This window comes from Salinibacter ruber DSM 13855 (genome assembly GCF_000013045.1).
GTDB classification, from domain to species: domain Bacteria; phylum Bacteroidota; class Rhodothermia; order Rhodothermales; family Salinibacteraceae; genus Salinibacter; species Salinibacter ruber.
The window spans coordinates 709,303-728,206 of sequence record NC_007677.1; the positions used below are offsets into that span (position 1 = coordinate 709,303).

An 18,904-nucleotide genomic window follows, 5' to 3' on the forward strand; every position below is an offset into this window, starting at 1 on the left:
TCCGCTAGGTCACGGTTAGGCCACGAGGACGCCGGCGACCGTGGCGGTGAGCCACGAGGCGAGCGCGCCCCCGAGCACGGCCCGCAGGCCGAGCGCTGCGATCTCGCTCTTGCGCGACGGCGCGATGCCCCCGAGGCCCCCAATCTGGATCGCGATGGACGAGAAGTTGGCGAACCCGCACAGGGCGTACGTGCCGATAATCATGGACCGCTCGCTGAGGGCCCCCTGGAGGTCGCGCAGCGAGGCGTAGGCCACGAACTCGTTCACGGCCACCTTCTCGCCGAGCAGCGTGCCGAACTGCAGGATGTCGGCCGCCCCCACGCCCATCGCCCACGCCAGCGGGGCGAAGAGGAACCCGAACACCGCCTCCAGCGAGAGGGCGTCGAAGCGGCCGCCGGACGCCTGCGCCACGAGCTCGTTCACGTTGTAGAGCTCGACGCCGTAGACGACCGGCGCGCCCACCCACTCGAACCCGGCGTTGATGGTGCCGATGAGGGCCAGAAAGGCGAGCAGCATGGCGCCCACGTTGAGGGCGAGGCGCAGGCCGTCGGAGGCGCCGTTGGCGGCGGCCTCGATGACGTTGTCGGCCTCCTCCGTGTCCTGAATTTCGGCCCCGCCCTGGGTCTTGGGGGTCTCGGTCTCCGGCACCAGAATCTTCGCCATCACGATCGCCGCGGGCGCGCTCATCACCGACGCCGACAGGAGGTGCTTCGCGAACAGCTGCCGCGACTCGGGGGAGTCCCCGCCCAGAAACCCGATGTAGGCGGCCAGCACCCCGCCCGCGATGGTCGCCATCCCGCCCGTCATGAGCGTCATGATCTCGCTGCGCGTCATGTCCTCCACGTAGGGCTTCACGGCCAGGGGTGCCTCCGTCTGCCCAATGAACACGTTCGCCGCGGCGGCCAGCGACTCCGCCCCGGAGATGCGCAGGGTCTTCTGCATGACCCACCCCATGCCGTTCACGAGCGGCTGGACGATCCGCAGGTGATAGAGCACGCCCATCAGGGAGGCAAAAAAGATGATCGTCGGCAGCACCTGAAAGGCAAAGTTGTTGCCCTCGTCCGGGTTGCCCAGGTCGCCGAAGATGAACTCCGACCCCTCGTACGTGAACGACAGCAGCGTGTCGAAGAAGGTCGCGAGGGTGTCGAACAGCATCTCCCCCGGGCCGGTCTTCAGCACCAGGAACGCGAAAACGAGCTGCAGCCCAATCCCCGCGCCCACGAGCCGCCAGTTGATGGCCTTGCGGTTGGTGGAGAACAGCACGGCGATGCCGACGAAGACGACAAGGCCGATGAGGCCACGAAGCAGGGCGACGGGAAACGACATGAAGGCGCGTATGGATGTAAGACGAGGGGAGTACGGCGGAGCCCTCCCTCCGAGCCGAGCGTAAGATAACCACCATGGACGCGAACACAAGTCGCCCCGGCCCGAGCGTTCGTCGCCCCCGCAAAACAGCAAGGGCACCCGGCGGACGGCCGAGTGCCCCTGTGGATGCGTCCCGGAATGGAACGTCGTTCGTTTAGCGACCCGAGTCCGAAGTGGACTCCGTGGACGACCCCGTGGACGACGATTCCGTGGCGTCCGACGGCGTCCAAATGTTGTTGCCCCGGTTCATGTCCGGCAGGATCTGGTTCGGGTCGAGGGCGATGCGCTGCAGAGGCCCGTCCGTCACGCGCAGGGTGTTGGTGTCTCGCGTGTAGAAGGCCTCGGCGGGGATGCGGCGCTGCTCCGTGGAGCCGTCCTCGTAGGTGAGCTGCACCGTTACCGGCAGCATCAGCTGCTCATTCTGCGAGACCGTCACCATCGTCGTGTCGCCGCGGGCCACCGAGTCGACGGCCTGGTCCAGCGCGTCGGTCTCGTAGAACCAGCTCCGCCAGAACCAGTCCAGGTCCTCGCCGCTCACGTCCTCCATGGTGCGGAAGAAGTCGGCGGGCTTCGGGTGCTTGTAGGCCCAGCGGTCGAAGTACTCCTTAAAGGCGGAGTCGAAGCGCTCGGGCCCCAGCACGTGTTCGCGCAGCACCATGAGGCCGTAGCCCGGCTTCAGGTAGGCAAGAAACCCCAGGGCGTCGTCCCGAATGCGGTCGGCGTACGTCATGATCGGCTGGTCCCCGAAGGGGGAGCCCATCTGCTTCGTCACGTACTTCGAGAGGCCGCCCATTACCTTCGCCGGCGGCACCCGGCCCTGGCCGTAGAAGTCGAGCGCCGAGTACTGGTTCATGAAGGTATTGAGGCCCTCGTCCATCCAGACCCAGCGGCGCTCGTCGGACCCGACGACCATCGGAAACCAGGTGTGCCCGAACTCGTGGTCGGTGACCTGGAAGAGGGAGCGCCCGCGCGAGTTGACGTCGCAGAACACGATCTGGGGGTACTCCATGCCCTGCACCCGCCCGGCCACGTTGATCGCGTTGGGATAGGGGTAAGGCGCCACGAAGTCGGAGTAGAACTCGACGGAGTGCTGGGTGTACGCGGTCGACCGCTCCCAGCCGGGGTTCTGGTCGGTGCCGAGCCCCTCTCTCGGGTACAGCGACTGGGCAAGCACCGTGCGGTCCCCGGCGTTGGCCCGGGCCGCGTCCCAGATAAAGGCACTGGAGGCCGCCCACGCAAAGTCGCGCACCCGGTCGGCCTCGTACCGCCAGGTCAGGCGGCCCGTCCCGTCGGGGCGGGTGTCGGGGGCGCCCACCTCCGTGCTGTCGATGATCATGACCGGCTCGCGGCTCTGGCGCGCCTCGGCCAGCCGCTCGCGCTGCGTCTCCGTGAGCACGTCGTCGGGGTTCTGGAGGCGCCCGGTGCCGCCCACGATCATGTTGCGCGGCACGGTGATGTTGACGTTAAAGGTGCCGTACTCCAGGTAGTACTCGCCCTGGCCCAGGTAGGGGAGCGGGTTCCAGCCGTGGACGTCGTCGTAGACGTACATCCGCGGGTACCACTGGGCGAACTGGTAGACGGTGCCGTCCTCCATCTCCATCCAGCCGTGGCGGTCGGCGCCGTCCTTCGGGAGCGTGTACGCGAAGTCGAACGAGAGCTGAAGGCTGTCGCCGGACGCGAGCGGCTCATCGAGCGACACGCGCATCCGGGTGCCGTCGACGAGCGTGTCCGGCGTCGTGGTCTCGCCCCCGCGCCGGAGCCGGAGGTTCGAAAGGTCGTACCCGGCCTCCTCGAAGAAGCCCCCGAAACGGGCATCGGCGGGCACGGCGGCGTTGCCGCGGCTGCCCGTCTTGAAGTAGTTCTGCTCCAGCTGCACCCAGAGCCGCTCCAGGGCCTCCGGGGCGTTGTTGGTGTAGGTGATGGTCTCGGTGCCGGTGACGCGCTTGCGCGCCGTGTCGAGCGCCACGTCGATCTGGTAGTCGGCGGCGTTCTGCCAGTACGCGCGGCCGGGACTGCCGTCGGCGTCGCGGTAGCGGTTCGGGTCGGGGAGGTCGACCGGCTCGAACGCCTCGAGGTTGTGCTCAGGCACCTGGTCGGGGGACTGCTGGGCGAAGGCCCCGCCCCACAGCATGGGGACGAGCGCCGCGACCAGGACGCTGGTAAGCAGGCGAGGACGGAGACGCATGGCGGGAGGGAGGGGGATTGATGAGAAAAAGCGCCGACACCCTGTAACGTAATCCTTCTGTGGGCGAATTAGAAGGACGAAAACGTTAAAGCATGGTTAGGGCCGGGCGCACCGTCCGGCCTGAGCCCGGGGCCGGCGCCCGAACGCCACCGTGCCCCGGGCGTACAGAAGCATGTCGATAGGCCTGCCTTACACTGATTCCTGCCCTGCCGCATGCGCCGCATCCCGATCCGCCGTTCCACCACCCACACCCAGGTTGACCCCGACCCGGAGGCCGAGCAGCGCATTCTCGACGGCCTCAACGACAAGCAGCGCGAGGCCGTGACGACCACCGAGGGGCCGGTCATGATTATCGCCGGGCCGGGGTCCGGCAAGACGCGCGCGCTGACCCACCGCATCGCCTATCTGCTGGCCGCCGGCAAAGCCCAGCCGCGCGACATCCTGGCCCTCACCTTTACCAACAAGGCGGCCAACGAGATGCAGGAGCGTGTGGAGGCCCTCGTGGGCGACGACGCCCGGGGGATGTGGGTGGGCACCTTCCACTCCTCGTTCGCCCGGCTGCTGCGGATGGAGGGGGACAAGATCGGCTACTCGGAGGACTTTTCGATCTACGACACCGCCGACTCGAAGCGCCTCATCCGACAGCAGATGAAGGGGCGCAACCTCGACACCGACGTGGTGAAGCCGCGGTCGGTGCAGCGCATGATCTCCAGCGCCAAGAACGAAATGATCGACCCGCAGGAGTACGCGGAGCTGGCGCGTGGGGACCAGCAGGAGATCGTCGCGGAGGTCTATCCCGCCTACGAGCGCGCCCTCAAGCAGGCCAACGCGCTCGACTTCGACGACCTGCTCCTCAAGCCGATCGAGCTGTTTGAGCAGCACGAGGACGTCCTGGAGAAGTACCAGACCCGCTGGCAGTACGTCCACATCGACGAGTACCAGGACACGAACCAGGCGCAGTACGTTCTGGCCCGCAAGCTGTCCGCCCGCCACAAAAACCTCTGCGTGGTGGGCGACGACGCGCAGAGCATCTACGCCTTCCGCGGGGCCGATATCACCAACATCCTCAACTTCGACAACGACTACCCGGACGCCACCACGATCCGGCTGGAGCGCAACTACCGCTCCACCGAGAACATCATCCGCCTGGCCGACTCGATCATCGAGGAGAACGACGACCAGATCGAGAAGAGCCTCTGGACGGACAACGCGGAGGGGGAGTACGTGGCGCTCATGGAGGCGCTCAGCGAGAAGGACGAGGCGCAAAAGATCGAGCGCCGCGTCCGCGACCTGCACCTGCGCGACGGGATGGAGTACGGCGACTTTGCGGTCCTCTACCGCACCAACGCCCAGAGCCGGGCCATCGAGGAGGCGCTGCGCAAGGAGAACGTGCCGTACCGCGTGATCGGGGGCACGTCCTTCTACGAGCGGAAGGAGATCAAGGACGTGCTGGCGTACCTGAAGCTGCTGGTGAACCCGAACGACACGGCCAGCCTGCAGCGCGTCATCAACTACCCCACCCGTGGCATCGGCGACAAGACGCAGGCGCGCCTCCAGCGCTACGCCCAGCAGCACAGCCTCTCGCTGTGGCAGGCCGTCGAGCGGGTGGAGGAGATCGAGACGCTGGGCACGCGCGCCGAGCGGGCCGTCGGCAAATTTCGGCGCCTCATTGCCCGCTACGCCTCGAAGGCGGGCACCGGCAGCGTGCCGGCCGACGAGCTGGCGCGCGACCTGATCCAGGACGCCGGCCTGCTCAGCGAGCTGCGCAAGGAGCACACCCGCGAAAACCTGCAGCGCTGGGAGAACGTGCAGGAGCTGATCAGCGCGCTGGCCGAGTACGTCGAGTCCACCGAGGACGCCACCATCAGCACGTTCCTGCAGGAGGTGGCCCTCATGACCGACCAGGACGAGGCCGAAGAGGGGGACGACAAGGTGACGCTCATGACGCTCCACGCCGCGAAGGGGACCGAATTTCCGGTCGTCTTCGTCGCGGGCCTGGAGGAGGGGCTCTTTCCGCTGGAGCAGGCGACCCAGGAGAAGGCGGAGCTGGAGGAGGAGCGGCGCCTCTTCTACGTCGGCGTCACGCGGGCGGAGGAGCGCCTCTACCTCAGCTGGGCGCGCAGCCGCTACCGCTACGGCGAACAGACCTCCAACACGCGCAGCCGCTTCCTGGAGGAGGTCGACTCCGACGTGGTGCGCACCGAGGCGGGCGGCGAGCTGGAGCAGCAGACGGACCGCTTCTCGGCGGAGGAGGGCCCCTCGGCCGACTACGACGAGATGGACCCGCACTACTACCGGCAGGACCTGAGCGGGGACGGCGGGGCGACCGGCTCGTCGGACGGCCTTCGGCGCATCGAGTCGACCGACGGGGGCGGCGGGCGGCGCGTGGTCTACGACGAGGGGCACGGCGAGATCGTGCCGGGCGCCCAGGTGGAGCACCAGAAGTTTGGGCGGGGCAAGGTGCAGTCCCTAGAGGGGGAGGGGGACAAGGCCACCGCGGTCGTGTTCTTCGGCTCGGACGTGGGCAACAAGAAGCTGAAGCTCAAATACGCCAACCTGCGCGTGATCGGGTGAGGAGGAAGAAGGGCGCGTGGGCGGCTGAAGACGTTCAGTTCCAATCGGGCGGATCGCCCGACCGGTAGCTGACGGAGCGCATCCGCCCCTGATCGTCGATCACGTTGGTTTCCGCACCCGGCACCACGTCGGTATTCTGAGCCGACGCGCAGCGCCAGCCCTCCTCCGTCCGGCGCACCACGAACGTGAAGATGGTGCGGCGGGGGCGGGGATCGTCGACGTCGGCGACGGCGGTTTGGCCCTCCAGCTCCATTTTGGCGTGGACGGTCGCCACGGCCGGGTCCCCGTCCGGGCCGCCCACGAGCCACCGGACGCGCCGGTCCACGAGCGCGATTGTCGACTGGTCGAAGATGGTGCGGAGGCCGTAGTCGTGGGCCCGTCGGATCGCTGCGCGATCGTGCCACCACAGCCCCGTCACGTTCACGAACTCGGCGTCCGCTTCGAATAGGGCGGCCAGCCGGTCCGCGTCGCGCCGGTTCCAGGCCTGCACCCAGATATCGGCGATGCGCCTGGGGTGGTCGAGCGGAGGGTATGAGTTGTCGGCCATGAGGGAAACGATACGCTGTTCGAGAATTCCTTTTCGGACAAGGGGCTCGGGGTGAGAAATTAGCCCCGAAATCGCTTCCTCCGGTGCCACGACAAGTATTCCTGATCGGGCCAGAGAGCCTCTTCGTCCGGAAGATGGAGCAAGCGGCCGTCGAGTGTGTCCAGGTGACCCGTCGTGTTGTAGGGGGCCGTCAGTTCGGGGGAGAGAAGAATCGTGTAGTCAGCCGAGACAGTGAGGAGTCCTTCCTCGAAGGCCCAGTGGCAGAGCTTACTCAGCGCGAGGCCGTTTCGCGGATCGTCGTTGTGACTCACACTCCATGGTTTGATGTGTGCTGCGTCGACGGCTGTGTGGTGGTCCACCGTGAGGATGCGAACGCCACTGAGGGCACATCGATAGTCGTAGGCCTCCACGACGGCTTGTCGAAATCCCTGGTCCCGGGCCGGTTCGGTGATTTCAGAAGACGTGTCTTCTGCAGTTTCGTCTTCCTCGCGGGCCTGCCGCAGTAGCTTTCGCCTATATTCGAAGGCTTCGACATGGATTGAGCTCTGGTCGGCTAGGGTCTCGTGAACCGACTCGTCGAAATGGGCCTCGATCAGGGTGGTCCGGAGAATGTCTCGGGGTTCCTCGTGGGACAGGAGGGTATGGAGGGCGTCGTCGAGTCGGGCCCCGCGGGTGTGCTCCTTGAGCTGTCGAATGGTGCGGAGGCGCCGTCCGGCGTCGAGCACATCTTCGCTGCCGTCCTGTGGAATGAGATGCCAGAAGTCCTCGCTGGACAGGTGGTAGAAGGGAAGTGCAATATTGCCGCGTCGCTGCTCGGGCATAATCAGATCCCAGTACCCATTGAAGAGATCGAGGAGCTGGGGATCCAACGCGATCACGTTCTTGCTGAGCGTCCCCTCCGCAAAGAGGTCAAGGACAGAGAGTAGAAGAAATGGCTTGTGGGGGGCGGTGTGCTCTGTAGACGCCGGGTACCGATTTTGATTTTTGTCCTTCCGCAGTCGTTCGAACTGCTTTGCGTGCTGCCCTAATCTCGCGTCTTGTTGCGACATAGCAACATCGATTGTGGGTAGTAGCTGTGTTCATTACTGCGTTCTTATTCACTATGCCCTTTACACCCGCGGCGGGCCCCGGAAGACCTCGTTCACATGCCAGGTCACGACCTCTCCGTTCGGATAATATGTCTCGCGCTGAGGAGTGTGGATGCGATTGCCGTGTCGGTCTTGCAAGCGAGAAAGATGGGGCTGAGAGCCGTGGACGGCCTCGGAAACGAAGAGACGCAGATCTTCGGTGACGTGCAGCGCTCCTTTGTCGAGCATTTTGTGATGGAGTGCGCAGAGAGCAATGCCGTTGGAAATCTCGTCTGGGCCCCGCGCCTGCTTCCACTTGATGTGCGCCGCTTCAACACCGATTGGTGTTCCGCTCATACCAAGCTGCAAATTAAAGCCGCAGATCGCACACCGGTACTGGTACGCTTGGAGTACCTGCGTGCGAAACTCAGGGTCTCGACGTTCTGAAGCTGCTCCCTCAAGGTCGAGGGACACTGCAGTGGCGATGTCTTCGTGGAGAGAGGTCGGGAAATGGGAGGACAGGAGCAACCGGGCAATCCCTCGCCGAAGTTCAGAATCGTTGCGAAAGGCCTGATGAATGTCGTCGGAAAACCCACCCCGTGCCTCCTTCTCGCGGAGTTCAGTCTTGGGCGGGTTCGACGCACTTTGTCGCATCTCCAGGACGTCGGCCTCTGGCACCACCCATACGCCGTCGGACCGTAGGTGCCAGAAGGGATACTCCGGGTGATGGCTCTGCCGGGGCGGGCCGAACTCGATCAAGAGGTCCGTGAGATCCTCTTCGATGTCAGAAAACCGGAGCCATCGGTCTCCCTGCGCGAGTCGTCCCAGCGCGTAGAGGATGAGGAGTGGCTTGTGTGGGGCCCGCTGGTCACCGCGCTTCCAGACGGTAAGATCGCCGAAACGGTCCCAAAGAGGCTCGTGCTGGGACGATGAGTCTTGCATCGGACGAAAGGATTATACACGGCCCACGAAAGAGAAAATCACCATCTCTGTTCAAAGCATAGCAGAGGTGGGAGGGGACGTGCAAGACTTCGGCAGCTGGAGAACAGAATTCCCATTGATGCGCACCGATTTCGCCGCGTCCCGCTCCACGGCGGGACGAGAGGGTTTCCTGTTGGGGGCCGCGCCCCCGACAGCTCATTGAGGAGGCGCCGTCCAGGCGGCCCGGGCGTCACGCCGGCTCCAGCGCCCGAAACGCCGCCAGCAGCTCCTGCGCCACCGGCCCGGGCGTGCCGTCCCCCACCGTCCAGTCGTCCACCTGCACGATGGGCATGACGCCCGTCGTGGTGCCCATCAGAAAGAGCTCGTCGGCGTCGGGCAGGGCGTCGACGGCCACCGGAAAGGTCTCGACGGGACGGCCCAGGTCCTCGCAGAGCTCCAACACGACCTCCCGCGTGATCCCGGGCAGGGTGCGGTTGGTGAACGGGTGGACCGTGACCGTGCCGTCGAAGACGGCCGCCACGCTGGAGTGGGAGCCCTCCGTCACAAACCCGTCGCGGACCAGGAGCGCCTCGTAGGCGCCGGCCTCCTGGGCGGCCTGGTTGGCGAGCACGTTGGGCAAGTAGTTGAGCGACTTGATGTCGCAGCGGTCCCAGCGCTGGTCGGGCCGTAGGATCACCTTGACGCCGTTGCGCCACTTCGCCAACGGGGGCTCGTGGGCGGAGGCGCGGGCGTAAACGGTCGGTTCGGTCGACGCATCGGGAAACGCGTGCTGGCGCGGCGCGGCCCCCCGCGTGACCTGCAGGTACACCTTTGCGGGGCCCGCGTCGAGGCCGTTGCGGGGCAGCAGCCCGCGGACGCGCTCCCAGAGGGCGTCGGGGTCGACGTCGTGGATTCGGATCGCCTCCAGGCTGCGGGCGAGGCGCCGCCGGTGGGCATCCAGCTGAAAGAGGGCGCCGTCCTCGGCCCGGGCCACCTCGTAGACCCCGTCCCCGAACATGAAGCCCCGGTCGTCGGGAGAGATGGACACGTCCGCCTTGTCCATGTAGCTGCCGTTGAAGTAGACCGTCATCGGAATGGGTGCGTCTAGCCAAAATCGAGCGCGCGCTGCCCTGCGGGGGACGACTCAACGTAAGGGGTTCAGGGGAGAAACGCAGTGGGGGACGGAGCCCATCCCCCCAGGGAGAGCAGGCGATCGGGATTTTCGCCGCTGGAGTTGACGTTTTGCAAAGAAATAGTTAACCATAACACAGGGCTCAAGCCGGTCCGATGCCGCAGTGGTCCTCGTTCATCCGCCCCTTCAGGTGCCGTGTCCCGCGATCGATCCACCGAAGAGACAACCGTGTTCGCCATCTACTCGACGCGCCGCGACGCGGAGGTGGCGAAAGAGTACCTGCAGGAGGCGGACATCGAAGCGTTCGTGCAGGCCGACGACGCCGGCGGCATGCACCCGCAAATGCAGCGCCCGCACGGGGTCAAGCTGGTGGGCATGAGCGGGGCGGCCCAGGACGCCTACGAGGCCCTCGACGCCGCCGACCTGTTGCCGCAGCCGGTGGAGCGGCCGGAGGAGCCCGACGGGACGGGGGAGCCGGCAGCCCTCACGATGTCGACGGGCGGCGTGGCGGGCGTGCTCGGGGCCGCCGCGGTCGTGCTCCTCGTCCTTTACCTCCTGCTGGGATAGCCCGCACCACTTCGGGCGGTACGGGGCGACGTTCGGTGAAAAGCGTGGGCTGGTTGTAACCGTCGCTCAGGGGGCACTCCGGGGAGTACTTGTTCACTTTGTTCACGGCGCACTCTGAAAGCACTTCCTCGCTTTGCTCAGGGCGCAAGGCGTTCGAGGGTCCAGTCGCCTGCCGGGTCGGACCGGCGGTAGCGGAGGCGGTCGTGGAGGCGATTGGGGCGGCCCTGCCAGAACTCGACCTCCGTGGGGCGCACCACGTAGCCGCCCCAGTGGGAGGGCCGGGGAATCTCGTCCTCGTCTCCATATTCGGCCTTCACGGTATCCAGGTTCTCCTCCAGGTCGGCCCGGCTGTCCACCACGCGGCTCTGGGGGGAGGCCCAGGCCCCCATCTGCGCCCCGCGGGGGCGGCGGTGAAAGTACTCGGTCGACTCCTCGGCGGGCAGGCGCTCGACCGTACCCTCAATGCGCACCTGCCGTTCGAGCGGCTTCCACAGGAAGACGAGTGCCGCGTGCGGGTTTTGGCTCAGGTCGGTGCCCTTGCGGCTTTCGTAGTTCGTGTAGAAGTGGAAGCCGCGGTCGTCGAGGCCCTTCAGCAACACGATGCGGGCGGAGGGCGTGCCGTCCGTGGCGGCGGTGGCGAGCGTCATGGCATTCGGCTCCTCCAGCTCCGCGTCTTCGGCCTCGTCGAACCAGGCCCGGAACTGCTCGATCGGGTCGTCGGTCACGTGGTCGCGCGAGAGCTCGGCCCGGGCGTACTCCTGGCGTAGGTCAGCGAGCTTGGACATGGGCGGAATGAGTTGTGGTCGAAAACAGCAAGTTCGAAACGCCCCGGTACAGCCCCTCGTTTCGGGCGGGCCGCATCTTTTGCGGGGGTGTAATACGGCCGTGCCCCCGCCCGGCTCGAAGCGCGGCTACCGCCAGATCTCCATCCGCAGGCCGCGGTCGTTGCGCGGCGCGGCGGCGTCTTTGGACGGACACCGCTCGGCCGTGCCCGCGTGGATGCGGCGGGCCGTCCAGCACGCCGCGTGGGCGTCGAGCACGTCGTCGGCGCCGACCGGGCCGCCCGACAGTCCGTCGGTGACCGTCTCAATCTCTGAAAACCCGCGGGCGGCGAGGAGCGCCGACCGGGCCGCCCGGCCCGCGTCGGTGTGCTTGCTGTCCGCGACGGGGGCGTCGCCGTTCATCGCGTAAAAGGCGAGCTCCGGGTGCACCTCGCGGACACGATCCTGCCGGGCGGGCGTCATGCGCTCGGCCAGGGCCCGCATCTTGGGAAGCAGGTGGAAGGCCTGCTTCGTGAGGCCCGGGGCGTCGGGGCTGCTGGCGCGATTGCGGCGCTGGGCCTCGTCGTAGGTCTCGGCCCCGAGCACGGCATGGGCGGGCGGCGAGAAGACGCTGGCGCCCCGCGGGTGGCCCAGCAATTGGCGGGCGGCCTGGTCGCACGTGCGCCCGCCGGGGACGGCCCGGTCGGGCAGGCCAATCACCATGTCGACGCCGAGCACGGACGGATCTTCGGGCAGGTCGAACAGGGCGTCGACGCCGTCGACGGTGCGGCACCGCGTCGTGCCGGTGCGGGGACGGTGCAGGACGACGACCCAGCCGTCGCGAAAGCCGTCCGTCCCGGCCACCCAGGCACTGGGTTCCGTAGAAGAAGGCATTGCGGGAAACGGTTGAGAAATTGCGGACCACTTTACGTCGTCCTTCCAACTTCTTTGATTCCGGGGTGTTGGGAATGATAGCGCTTTCACCCTAGATCCGTGCCTCACGCTGTATGAAACTGCCCTTCTTCCTCGCGAGCCGCTTCGTGGCGGGCGAGACGCTCGAGACCTCCCTTCCGGTCGTGGACGACCTCAATCAGGACGGGCTCCACGTGGCCCTCGACAAGCTCGGCGAGCACGTCCAGAACCGAAGCGAGGCGATCGCGGCCCGGGACGCCTACATCGACCTCGTCCGCACGATGGCCGAGCGGGACGACCACGGGCAGCGGAACCGCATCTCGATCAAGCTCTCGATGATGGGGCAACTCATCGACGAGGACTTCTGCGAGGAGAACCTGCGGCGGCTCCTGGAGGTGGCCGCCGAGCACGACCTGTTCGTGCGGCTGGACATGGAGGGCAGCGACCTCACCCAGTCGACGCTCGACCTTTTTGAGGCCGTCTACCCCGACTTTCCCAACCACGTGGGGCCGGTCCTGCAGGCCATGCTGAAGCGAACGGACCGCGACGTCGACCGCATGTGCGAGCTTGGCGTGAGCGTGCGCCTGTGCAAGGGCGCCTACGCCGAGCCGACCTCGCTCGCGTACCAGGACATGAGTCAGATCCGGGAGCGGTACCTCGACTACACGGAGCGGCTCCTGCAGCACACCGACGACTCCGGCATCGCCACGCATGACGACGAGCTTATTGAGGCGACCAAGTCATTCGTCGACCGTCGCGGCATCGACCGGGACGACTTTGAGTTTCAGATGCTCTACGGCCTGCGCCGTACCACGCAGCGGGAGATGGCGGCGGACGGCTACAACATGCTCGTGTACGTGCCCTACGGCACGGAGTGGTTTCCGTACTTTTCCCGCCGCCTGCGCGAGAAGAAGGAAAACGTCTGGTTCGTCCTGCGCAGCCTGTTTCAGGGGTAGCGCGGCGCGTCGGGAGCGGCGCGCCCACGTGGCGCGAACGGGCAGGCTGGAAGTCGCCCCGATCCGGCTGGGCCCGGGGATGGGGAACGACACGGGCGACGGGGCGAATGCACCCTGCGCTACGGATCAGTCTCGTCCCGGACGGCCGACAGGGCCTTCTCGTGGACCGAACGGGCGGCTTCGTCGAAGAGCACGAACCGGACGTGGGTGACCGAGTCGAGGTTGGGGGCCGCGTCGAGGATTGTCTCTAAGGCGATGCGGGCGGCCGGCCTCATCGGAAACCCGAAGGCGCCCGTCGAGAGGGCCGGAAAGGCGACGGACGAGATGCCGTTCTCCTCGGCCTGCCGGAGGGCGTTCTCGTAGCCGGTCCGCAGCAACTCGTCGGACGGTTCGTCGCGCCCGTAGACGGGCCCGAGGACGTGAATGACGTGGTCGTTCGGAAGGTCGTGAGCCCCGCTAATGACGGCCTCGCCGGGTTCGATCGGGGCCATGGGGCGCGTCTCCGTTGCGAGCCCGGGCCCGGCGGCCGAATGGAGGGCGCCGGCCACGCCGCCGCCCGACCGCAGCTGTGCGTTGGCCGCGTTGACGACGGCCTCCACGTCGGACTGCTTCGCAATGTCGCCCGTCGTCAGTTCGATCGTGACCCCGGCGTCCACGTGCGTCATGAGAGCTGTGGGGGCGTCGAAGAAAGCAGGGACGAACAGAGTTGATGCTTCAGGGTACAGACTGTAGTCTCACATCCCTGTTGTGTTCATTCTCTCGTGACCGTTCGCGTCCCTCTCCGTTCGGGCGCGCCTCACCGTCCCATGAAGTACGATCCCATCAAGGACCGGCTCGGCGACCTTGCGAGCCGCCACCCCCTGCTGCAGCGACTGCTCTTCGGGCTCCTCAACCTGCTCTTCCTCCGGGCGTGGTACGTGCGGCGGGCGGTGCGACGGCTCCTCGGTGCCCGCCCGGTCGACCGCCCGGCACGGGTGCTCGACGCCGGCACGGGGTTCGGGCAGTACGCCTATTTCGTGGCCCGCACGTTCCCGGACGCGCAGGTGCGGGCCGTCGACGTGAAGCGCGAGTACCTGGAGCGGGCCCGCACATTCGTCGATCAGACCCCGCAGGCCGATCGGGTGGACTGGGCGATTGACGACCTGACGGCCCTGCAGTCGGAGGGGCCGTTCGACCTGATCCTGGCGGTCGACGTGATGGAGCACATTCCCGACGACGAGGCCGTGTTCGAGCACTTCGAGCGCGTGCTGCGGCCGGGGGGGCACGTCATCATCAATACGCCCTCGGACCAGGGCGGCTCGGACGTGCAGGACGAGGGCGACGAGAGCTTTATCGGGGAGCACGTGCGGGAGGGCTACGGGCGGGCCGAGCTTGCCGACAAACTCCGGGCCGCGGGGCTGGAGCCGGTGCGGGGGCTCTACACCTACGGGCCGTACGGCGCCGCGGCGTGGCGGGGGCTCATCAAGTGGCCCATGCAGATGCTGGGGGCCACCTGGGCGTCGCTCCTCGCGCTCCCGTTCTACTACGCCGCGGCACTGCCCCTGGGCCTGCTCCTCAACGCAACCGACGTGAAACGCGACAACGCCCGCGGCACGGGGCTCTTCATGGTCGCCCGTCGCCCGCCGACGCCCGAGTCGCGGAACGGGGGATCGGGCGGGCCGTAGCCTCACAGAGTGTTCATATCTCCTTTGTGGAGACTGAATTTGCACGCCCTGTGTCCACCGAACACCGGCACGATTTGCCGGTTGCGGACGGCGGCACACGAAGTGCCACGGAGCCCCCGGCGTCGTCTTGCCTCGCCCATCTCTTCGTTGCGTTTCTGTCACGAGACGGGCGGCTCCCCGGCCCGCACGCCGACCCTACGGTCGTCCGATCACGTTCTCCTGACCCCGACCCCCGCTTCACCATGACCATCGACCGCATCATGAGCCGCGACGTCGTCACGGTCGCTCCGGACGCGGCCCTCATCGACATCCGCAAGCGCCTTCAAGAAGGCGGGTTCAACCACATGCTCGTCGTTGAGGACGGCGCACTGTGCGGCGTGATCTCGGACCGGGACGTCCTGAAGGCGATCAGTCCCTTCCTCGACACCTACAGTGAGAAGCATCGCGACGTAAAGACGCTCAGCCGGCCGGCATCGGAGATCATGCAGGGGGACCCCATCACGGTCGCGCCCGGCACGCCGGTCGAGGAGGCCTCCCAGACGCTGCTTGACAACCGCGTGTCGTCGCTGCCGGTGGTGGAGGGGGGCGACCTCATCGGCATCGTGACCGGAAAGGACATGCTGGAGTATTACGTGTCGGAGGGGGCGTGAGCGCCCCGACCGCGGGGTCTCGGGTCGAGCCAACCGGCACGCCGCCGCGTGTGGTTTCGGGCGTCGACGGCCGGGCCCCCGGGCTGGCCGAAGAAAACTGAGTCATGATTGTGCGGTGCGGGGCCGACGCCGACGGGTCGAATTGATAAAGCCCCACGGGGCCCCCTATCTTGAGGACAGACCTCACGGATCGGGGGTCCCGTCGTCTTTCCTCCCTCCAATCTCCTTTCGTGCCGTGCAGACCAAGTACATCTTCGTCACCGGTGGCGTCACGTCCTCTCTCGGCAAGGGCATCTTCAGTGCCTCCCTGGGGCGGCTGCTCTCCGACCGCGGGCTCGACGTGACGATTCAAAAGTTCGACCCGTACATCAACGTCGACCCGGGGACGATGAACCCGTACGAGCACGGGGAGGTGTACGTAACCAACGACGGGGCCGAGACGGACCTCGACCTCGGGCACTACGAGCGGTTCCTCGACCAGCCCACCAGCCAGGCCAACAACGTCACCACCGGGCGGGTCTACATGGAGGTGATCAGCAAGGAGCGGGAGGGGGCGTACCTGGGCAAGACCGTGCAGGTGGTGCCCCACATCATCGATGAGATCAAGCACTGGATGCTGAAGCTTGGGGAGACGGGCGACTACGACGTCGTCATCACCGAGATCGGAGGGACGGTGGGCGACATCGAGGGCCAGCCCTACCTGGAGGCCATCCGCCAGCTGCGCAACGAGCTGGGCCCGCGCAACACGATGATCGCCCACCTTACGCTCATCCCTCACCTGCGCGCCGCGGGCGAGCTGAAGACGAAGCCGACGCAGCACTCCGTGAAGGAGCTCCTCGCCCACGGCCTTCAGCCGGACACCATCGTCTGCCGGTCGGAGCGGTCCATCACCGCGGAAGTGCGGCGCAAGATTTCCCTCTTCTGCAACGTCGAGGAGGAGGCCGTCATCCAGATGCTCGACGCGGAGTCGATCTACGAGGTGCCGCTCCTGCTCCGCGACGAAGGCACGGGCGAGCTCGTCGTCGACCGCTTCTACCCCAAGAGGGGCGACGAAAACGAGAAATGCAGCGACACGCCCGACCTCAGCGACTGGATTGGGTTTTTGAAGCGCCTGAAGAACCCGGAAGAAACGATTCCCATCGCCCTCGTGGGAAAGTACGTAGAGCACCAGGACGCCTACAAGTCCATCACCGAGAGCTTCATCCTCGCCGGGGTGCCCGACGAGGTCCAGGTGGAGGTGAAGTACGTGCCCTCGGAGGACCTGTCGCCGGACACCGTAGAATCCCAGCTCGGAGACGTGGCGGGTGTTCTCGTGGCGCCCGGCTTTGGGGACCGGGGCGTGGAGGGCAAGATTTTGGCGGCCCAGTACGCCCGGGAGCACGACGTGCCCTTCTTCGGCATCTGCCTGGGGCTGCAGTGCGCCATCGTCGAGTTTGCGCGGCACGTGTGCGGGTGGGACGGGGCCCACTCCACCGAGTTCGACGAGGACACCGCCTACCCCGTCATCGACCTCATGGAGGAGCAGAAGGAGATTTCCGACAAGGGGGGGACGATGCGCCTCGGGCAGTACGATTGCCGCATTCAGGACGGCTCGCGCGCCCACGAGATCTACGAGGCCGACATGGTCCAGGAGCGGCACCGGCACCGGTACGAGGTGAACAACGTCCTCCGCTACAAGCTGCTGGAGGAGGGCATGCGCTTCAGCGGCGTGAACCCCGATACGGACCTGGTCGAGATCATGGAGCTGCCCGACAAGCGCTGGTTCCTGGGCGTGCAGTTCCACCCGGAATACCGGACCACGGTGGGGGATCCGCACCCGCTGTTTCGGTCGTTTGTGCGGGCCTGTACGGCCTACGCCCACGAGGAGGACCTCGTCACCTCGCCCCAGCCGCCCGAGCGAAAGGCGGTCCCCCTCGCGTCGGTCGACATGTAGATCGCGTCGGGACGCCGGCGTGTTGTAGGTCGGACCGTTGTGTGGGTCCGTTCTGGCGAGGGCGGGGGAACGTGGCCCTTCACCTCGTGTGTGCCCGGCCCCGTTCTTCACGGGCCTCCCCGCAGGCGCCTGCTAGTGCCTGAACGTTCAACGTTCTGACGCACCAACCGTCCAACGCAGTCAGAGCGTGCGGATGAGGCCCAACACGCGACCGACGACGTAGTAGTCGGATTCCGTCGGGGAGAACGTCTCCTCGGCGTAATGGGGGGCGGTGGGGCGGAGGTGAATCTTTCGGTTGGCGAACTCGAATTCGCGCGCCAGCAACTGGTCTTGAAGGAGAACGGCCACGAGCGTCCTGTTGTCCAGGTCGTCCCATTCCCGCTCTTCGATCAACAGGAGGTCCCCCTTCTGAATGCCCGTCTCGATCATTCCATCGTCGCCGGCCCGTCCGAGCAGACAATCGTCGGGCGTTCGAGCGTTGCGCAGAAGCTGGTGGTCGACGGACAGGGTGCCGGCGGGCCGCTCCCGGAGCCGCTCCGGGTGGTCGCTGGGCGTGCGGCTCACGATGGGAAGGTTCGGGGGACCCCCGCCCTGCCCAAGCGGGTCCTGCTCCCGCCCTGCAAGCTGGATGCTCCGGGCCTTGTGCTTCTCGCGCTCGATCCAGCCCTTCTCTTCGAGCTTCTGGAGAAGCTTGTAGACGCCGTTCGTGGACGCGATGTCCAGGGCGTCCCCAATCTCTTGCAGGGTGGGGGGCTTCCGGTGGCGGTCGAGGTACTGCTCGATGAAGTCGTACACCTGATTCTGGCGCTGGGTGAGGGGCTCCTTGCTCATGGAGAACGAGGCGGGCTGAGGCGGAGGGCGAGGGGGCGTACGGGAACGTTGTCGTGAGGGACTACAAACATATGTGCGCCCGCCCCAGCCGGGCAAGAGCAAAGAGGTGAAAATATTTTCTTCAAGGGGTGAAAAAATTTTTATTTTGCCGCCGACAGGACGGAGCCGGCCTGTATTTCGATATGTGCGGGCGGCCCGGCCCGGGGGAAATGGGGGCGATAATCGGCTTTTGGCGCCGCTGAACCTTGACATTGGCCCGGAACCGCGTACATTGTGGGGCGCGTGGGGAAATGTGGGGAATCGTCCCAGGATGGTTTTCGCTTCTCCGTTCTCGTTTGCCGTTCCGCCGCGCCACTCGTGGGGCATGTACAGTCATGGCGTTCAAAGGACAGGCCGAATATTCCGTCGACAGCAAGGGCCGGGTCGCCATTCCGGCCAAGATGCGGAAGTCCCTGTCGCCCGCTGCGAACGAGACGTTTACGATCACGCGGGGGTTCGAGGATTGCATCTTCCTCTACCCGATGGACGAGTGGGCCGACATTGAAGAGGAGATCGACGAGCTGAGCATGTACGATCGAGAGGTTCGAAATTTCGTGCGCCTCATCATGCGATGGGCCAGTGAAGTTTCCCTGGACGGGCAGGGGCGCATCAGCATTCCGAATCCGCTAATCGACTTTGCCGGGCTCGACGACTCGGCCCTTATCTTGGGGGCGTTCGACCACATTGAGATTTGGGACCCGGCGCAGTTCGACGGGTACCTCAACGAGCAGCCCGACGACTACGAAACGCTCGCCGAGAGCGTCATGAGGTAGACGACTTCCCGCAGGGACGTGGACCCG

17 protein-coding genes are annotated in these 18,904 nt (G+C 66.3%); 7 read left to right on the plus strand and 10 right to left on the minus strand.

Annotated elements, in window-relative coordinates; all coding sequences use genetic code 11:
* Positions 1-15: 15 nt before the first annotated feature.
* Both SRU_RS02820 and SRU_RS02825 read right to left on the minus strand, forming a co-directional pair.
* Positions 16-1,326, minus strand: a complete 1,311-nt coding sequence (locus SRU_RS02820; RefSeq protein ID WP_011403312.1) for a NupC/NupG family nucleoside CNT transporter — start codon at positions 1,324-1,326, stop codon at positions 16-18.
* 193 nt (positions 1,327-1,519) lie between these two features.
* Positions 1,520-3,550: a M1 family metallopeptidase gene (locus tag SRU_RS02825; protein WP_011403313.1), complete on the minus strand. Its 2,031-nt coding sequence runs from the start codon at positions 3,548-3,550 to the stop codon at positions 1,520-1,522.
* A gap of 213 nt (positions 3,551-3,763) precedes the next feature.
* Between SRU_RS02825 and SRU_RS02830 the strand changes: the two genes are divergently transcribed.
* Entirely contained in the window at positions 3,764-6,124 is a 2,361-nt protein-coding gene (locus SRU_RS02830) for an ATP-dependent helicase (protein ID WP_011403314.1), read from the plus strand.
* Between the two features lie 34 nt (positions 6,125-6,158).
* Here the strand turns inward: SRU_RS02830 and SRU_RS02835 are convergent, their stop codons facing one another.
* From SRU_RS02835 to SRU_RS02855, 4 genes are all read right to left on the minus strand, one after another.
* On the minus strand, positions 6,159-6,671 hold the full coding sequence (locus SRU_RS02835) for a YybH family protein (protein ID WP_011403315.1): 513 nt from the start codon (positions 6,669-6,671) through the stop codon (positions 6,159-6,161).
* 59 nt (positions 6,672-6,730) lie between these two features.
* Positions 6,731-7,720, minus strand: a complete 990-nt coding sequence (locus SRU_RS02840; protein WP_164923445.1) for an HNH endonuclease — start codon at positions 7,718-7,720, stop codon at positions 6,731-6,733.
* Between the two features lie 60 nt (positions 7,721-7,780).
* Positions 7,781-8,680, minus strand: coding sequence for a phosphorothioated DNA-binding restriction endonuclease (locus tag SRU_RS15810; protein ID WP_011403317.1), 900 nt, complete (start codon positions 8,678-8,680; stop codon positions 7,781-7,783).
* 229 nt (positions 8,681-8,909) lie between these two features.
* The gene (locus SRU_RS02855) at positions 8,910-9,749 is read right to left on the minus strand and encodes an aminotransferase class IV (protein ID WP_011403318.1); all 840 of its coding nucleotides are present in this window, start codon (positions 9,747-9,749) and stop codon (positions 8,910-8,912) included.
* A 237-nt stretch (positions 9,750-9,986) separates the two neighbouring features.
* Here SRU_RS02855 and SRU_RS02860 point away from each other — a divergent pair, with 237 nt between their 5' ends.
* Positions 9,987-10,358 carry a hypothetical protein gene (locus tag SRU_RS02860; protein WP_118826049.1) on the plus strand — a complete coding sequence of 124 codons (372 nt, stop codon included), beginning with the start codon at positions 9,987-9,989 and terminating at the stop codon, positions 10,356-10,358.
* A gap of 137 nt (positions 10,359-10,495) precedes the next feature.
* Here SRU_RS02860 and pdxH read toward each other — a convergent pair whose 3' ends face one another.
* Positions 10,496-11,143 carry a pyridoxamine 5'-phosphate oxidase gene (pdxH, locus tag SRU_RS02865; RefSeq protein WP_011403320.1) on the minus strand — a complete coding sequence of 216 codons (648 nt, stop codon included), beginning with the start codon at positions 11,141-11,143 and terminating at the stop codon, positions 10,496-10,498.
* Between the two features lie 126 nt (positions 11,144-11,269).
* Positions 11,270-12,013 carry a DUF429 domain-containing protein gene (locus SRU_RS02870; protein WP_118826050.1) on the minus strand — a complete coding sequence of 248 codons (744 nt, stop codon included), beginning with the start codon at positions 12,011-12,013 and terminating at the stop codon, positions 11,270-11,272.
* A gap of 113 nt (positions 12,014-12,126) precedes the next feature.
* Here SRU_RS02870 and SRU_RS02875 point away from each other — a divergent pair, with 113 nt between their 5' ends.
* A complete protein-coding gene (locus tag SRU_RS02875; protein WP_011403322.1) occupies positions 12,127-12,987 on the plus strand; it encodes a proline dehydrogenase family protein in 861 nt (286 codons plus the stop codon).
* 119 nt (positions 12,988-13,106) lie between these two features.
* Here the strand turns inward: SRU_RS02875 and SRU_RS02880 are convergent, their stop codons facing one another.
* Entirely contained in the window at positions 13,107-13,652 is a 546-nt protein-coding gene (locus SRU_RS02880; protein ID WP_164923448.1) for a macro domain-containing protein, read from the minus strand.
* Positions 13,653-13,793: 141 nt separating this feature from the next.
* On the opposite strand from SRU_RS02880, the gene SRU_RS02885 reads away from it, so the two are divergent.
* The 3 genes from SRU_RS02885 to SRU_RS02895 all read left to right on the plus strand — a co-directional run bounded on the left by SRU_RS02885 (position 13,794) and on the right by SRU_RS02895 (position 17,234).
* Complete coding sequence (locus SRU_RS02885; RefSeq protein ID WP_011403324.1) at positions 13,794-14,651, plus strand: class I SAM-dependent methyltransferase; 858 nt, start codon at positions 13,794-13,796, stop codon at positions 14,649-14,651.
* A 242-nt stretch (positions 14,652-14,893) separates the two neighbouring features.
* Entirely contained in the window at positions 14,894-15,301 is a 408-nt protein-coding gene (locus tag SRU_RS02890; RefSeq protein ID WP_231847322.1) for a CBS domain-containing protein, read from the plus strand.
* Positions 15,302-15,536: 235 nt separating this feature from the next.
* Positions 15,537-17,234, plus strand: a complete 1,698-nt coding sequence (locus tag SRU_RS02895; protein ID WP_011403326.1) for a CTP synthase — start codon at positions 15,537-15,539, stop codon at positions 17,232-17,234.
* Positions 17,235-17,414: 180 nt separating this feature from the next.
* On the opposite strand, the gene SRU_RS02900 is transcribed toward SRU_RS02895, so the two are convergent.
* Positions 17,415-18,065 (minus strand): LexA family protein, encoded by a 651-nt coding sequence (locus tag SRU_RS02900; RefSeq protein ID WP_237701870.1) that lies wholly within the window; start codon positions 18,063-18,065, stop codon positions 17,415-17,417.
* Between the two features lie 374 nt (positions 18,066-18,439).
* Here SRU_RS02900 and mraZ point away from each other — a divergent pair, with 374 nt between their 5' ends.
* Positions 18,440-18,877: a division/cell wall cluster transcriptional repressor MraZ gene (gene mraZ, locus SRU_RS02905; protein WP_103015609.1), complete on the plus strand. Its 438-nt coding sequence runs from the start codon at positions 18,440-18,442 to the stop codon at positions 18,875-18,877.
* Positions 18,878-18,904: the final 27 nt, after the last annotated feature.

What these genes read in the sequence shown, in the direction of transcription:
- SRU_RS02820 (WP_011403312.1), bottom strand. Translation starts at nt 1,326, where the DNA reads ATGTCGTTTCCCGTCGCCCTGCTTCGTGGCCTCATCGGCCTTGTCGTC.
- SRU_RS02825 (WP_011403313.1), bottom strand. Translation starts at nt 3,550, where the DNA reads ATGCGTCTCCGTCCTCGCCTGCTTACCAGCGTCCTGGTCGCGGCGCTC.
- SRU_RS02830 (WP_011403314.1), top strand. Translation starts at nt 3,764, where the DNA reads ATGCGCCGCATCCCGATCCGCCGTTCCACCACCCACACCCAGGTTGAC.
- SRU_RS02835 (WP_011403315.1), bottom strand. Translation starts at nt 6,671, where the DNA reads ATGGCCGACAACTCATACCCTCCGCTCGACCACCCCAGGCGCATCGCC.
- SRU_RS02840 (WP_164923445.1), bottom strand. Translation starts at nt 7,720, where the DNA reads ATGTCGCAACAAGACGCGAGATTAGGGCAGCACGCAAAGCAGTTCGAA.
- SRU_RS15810 (WP_011403317.1), bottom strand. Translation starts at nt 8,680, where the DNA reads ATGCAAGACTCATCGTCCCAGCACGAGCCTCTTTGGGACCGTTTCGGC.
- SRU_RS02855 (WP_011403318.1), bottom strand. Translation starts at nt 9,749, where the DNA reads ATGACGGTCTACTTCAACGGCAGCTACATGGACAAGGCGGACGTGTCC.
- pdxH (WP_011403320.1), bottom strand. Translation starts at nt 11,143, where the DNA reads ATGTCCAAGCTCGCTGACCTACGCCAGGAGTACGCCCGGGCCGAGCTC.
- SRU_RS02870 (WP_118826050.1), bottom strand. Translation starts at nt 12,013, where the DNA reads ATGCCTTCTTCTACGGAACCCAGTGCCTGGGTGGCCGGGACGGACGGC.
- SRU_RS02875 (WP_011403322.1), top strand. Translation starts at nt 12,127, where the DNA reads ATGAAACTGCCCTTCTTCCTCGCGAGCCGCTTCGTGGCGGGCGAGACG.
- SRU_RS02880 (WP_164923448.1), bottom strand. Translation starts at nt 13,652, where the DNA reads ATGACGCACGTGGACGCCGGGGTCACGATCGAACTGACGACGGGCGAC.
- SRU_RS02885 (WP_011403324.1), top strand. Translation starts at nt 13,794, where the DNA reads ATGAAGTACGATCCCATCAAGGACCGGCTCGGCGACCTTGCGAGCCGC.
- SRU_RS02890 (WP_231847322.1), top strand. Translation starts at nt 14,894, where the DNA reads ATGACCATCGACCGCATCATGAGCCGCGACGTCGTCACGGTCGCTCCG.
- SRU_RS02900 (WP_237701870.1), bottom strand. Translation starts at nt 18,065, where the DNA reads ATGAGCAAGGAGCCCCTCACCCAGCGCCAGAATCAGGTGTACGACTTC.
- mraZ (WP_103015609.1), top strand. Translation starts at nt 18,440, where the DNA reads ATGGCGTTCAAAGGACAGGCCGAATATTCCGTCGACAGCAAGGGCCGG.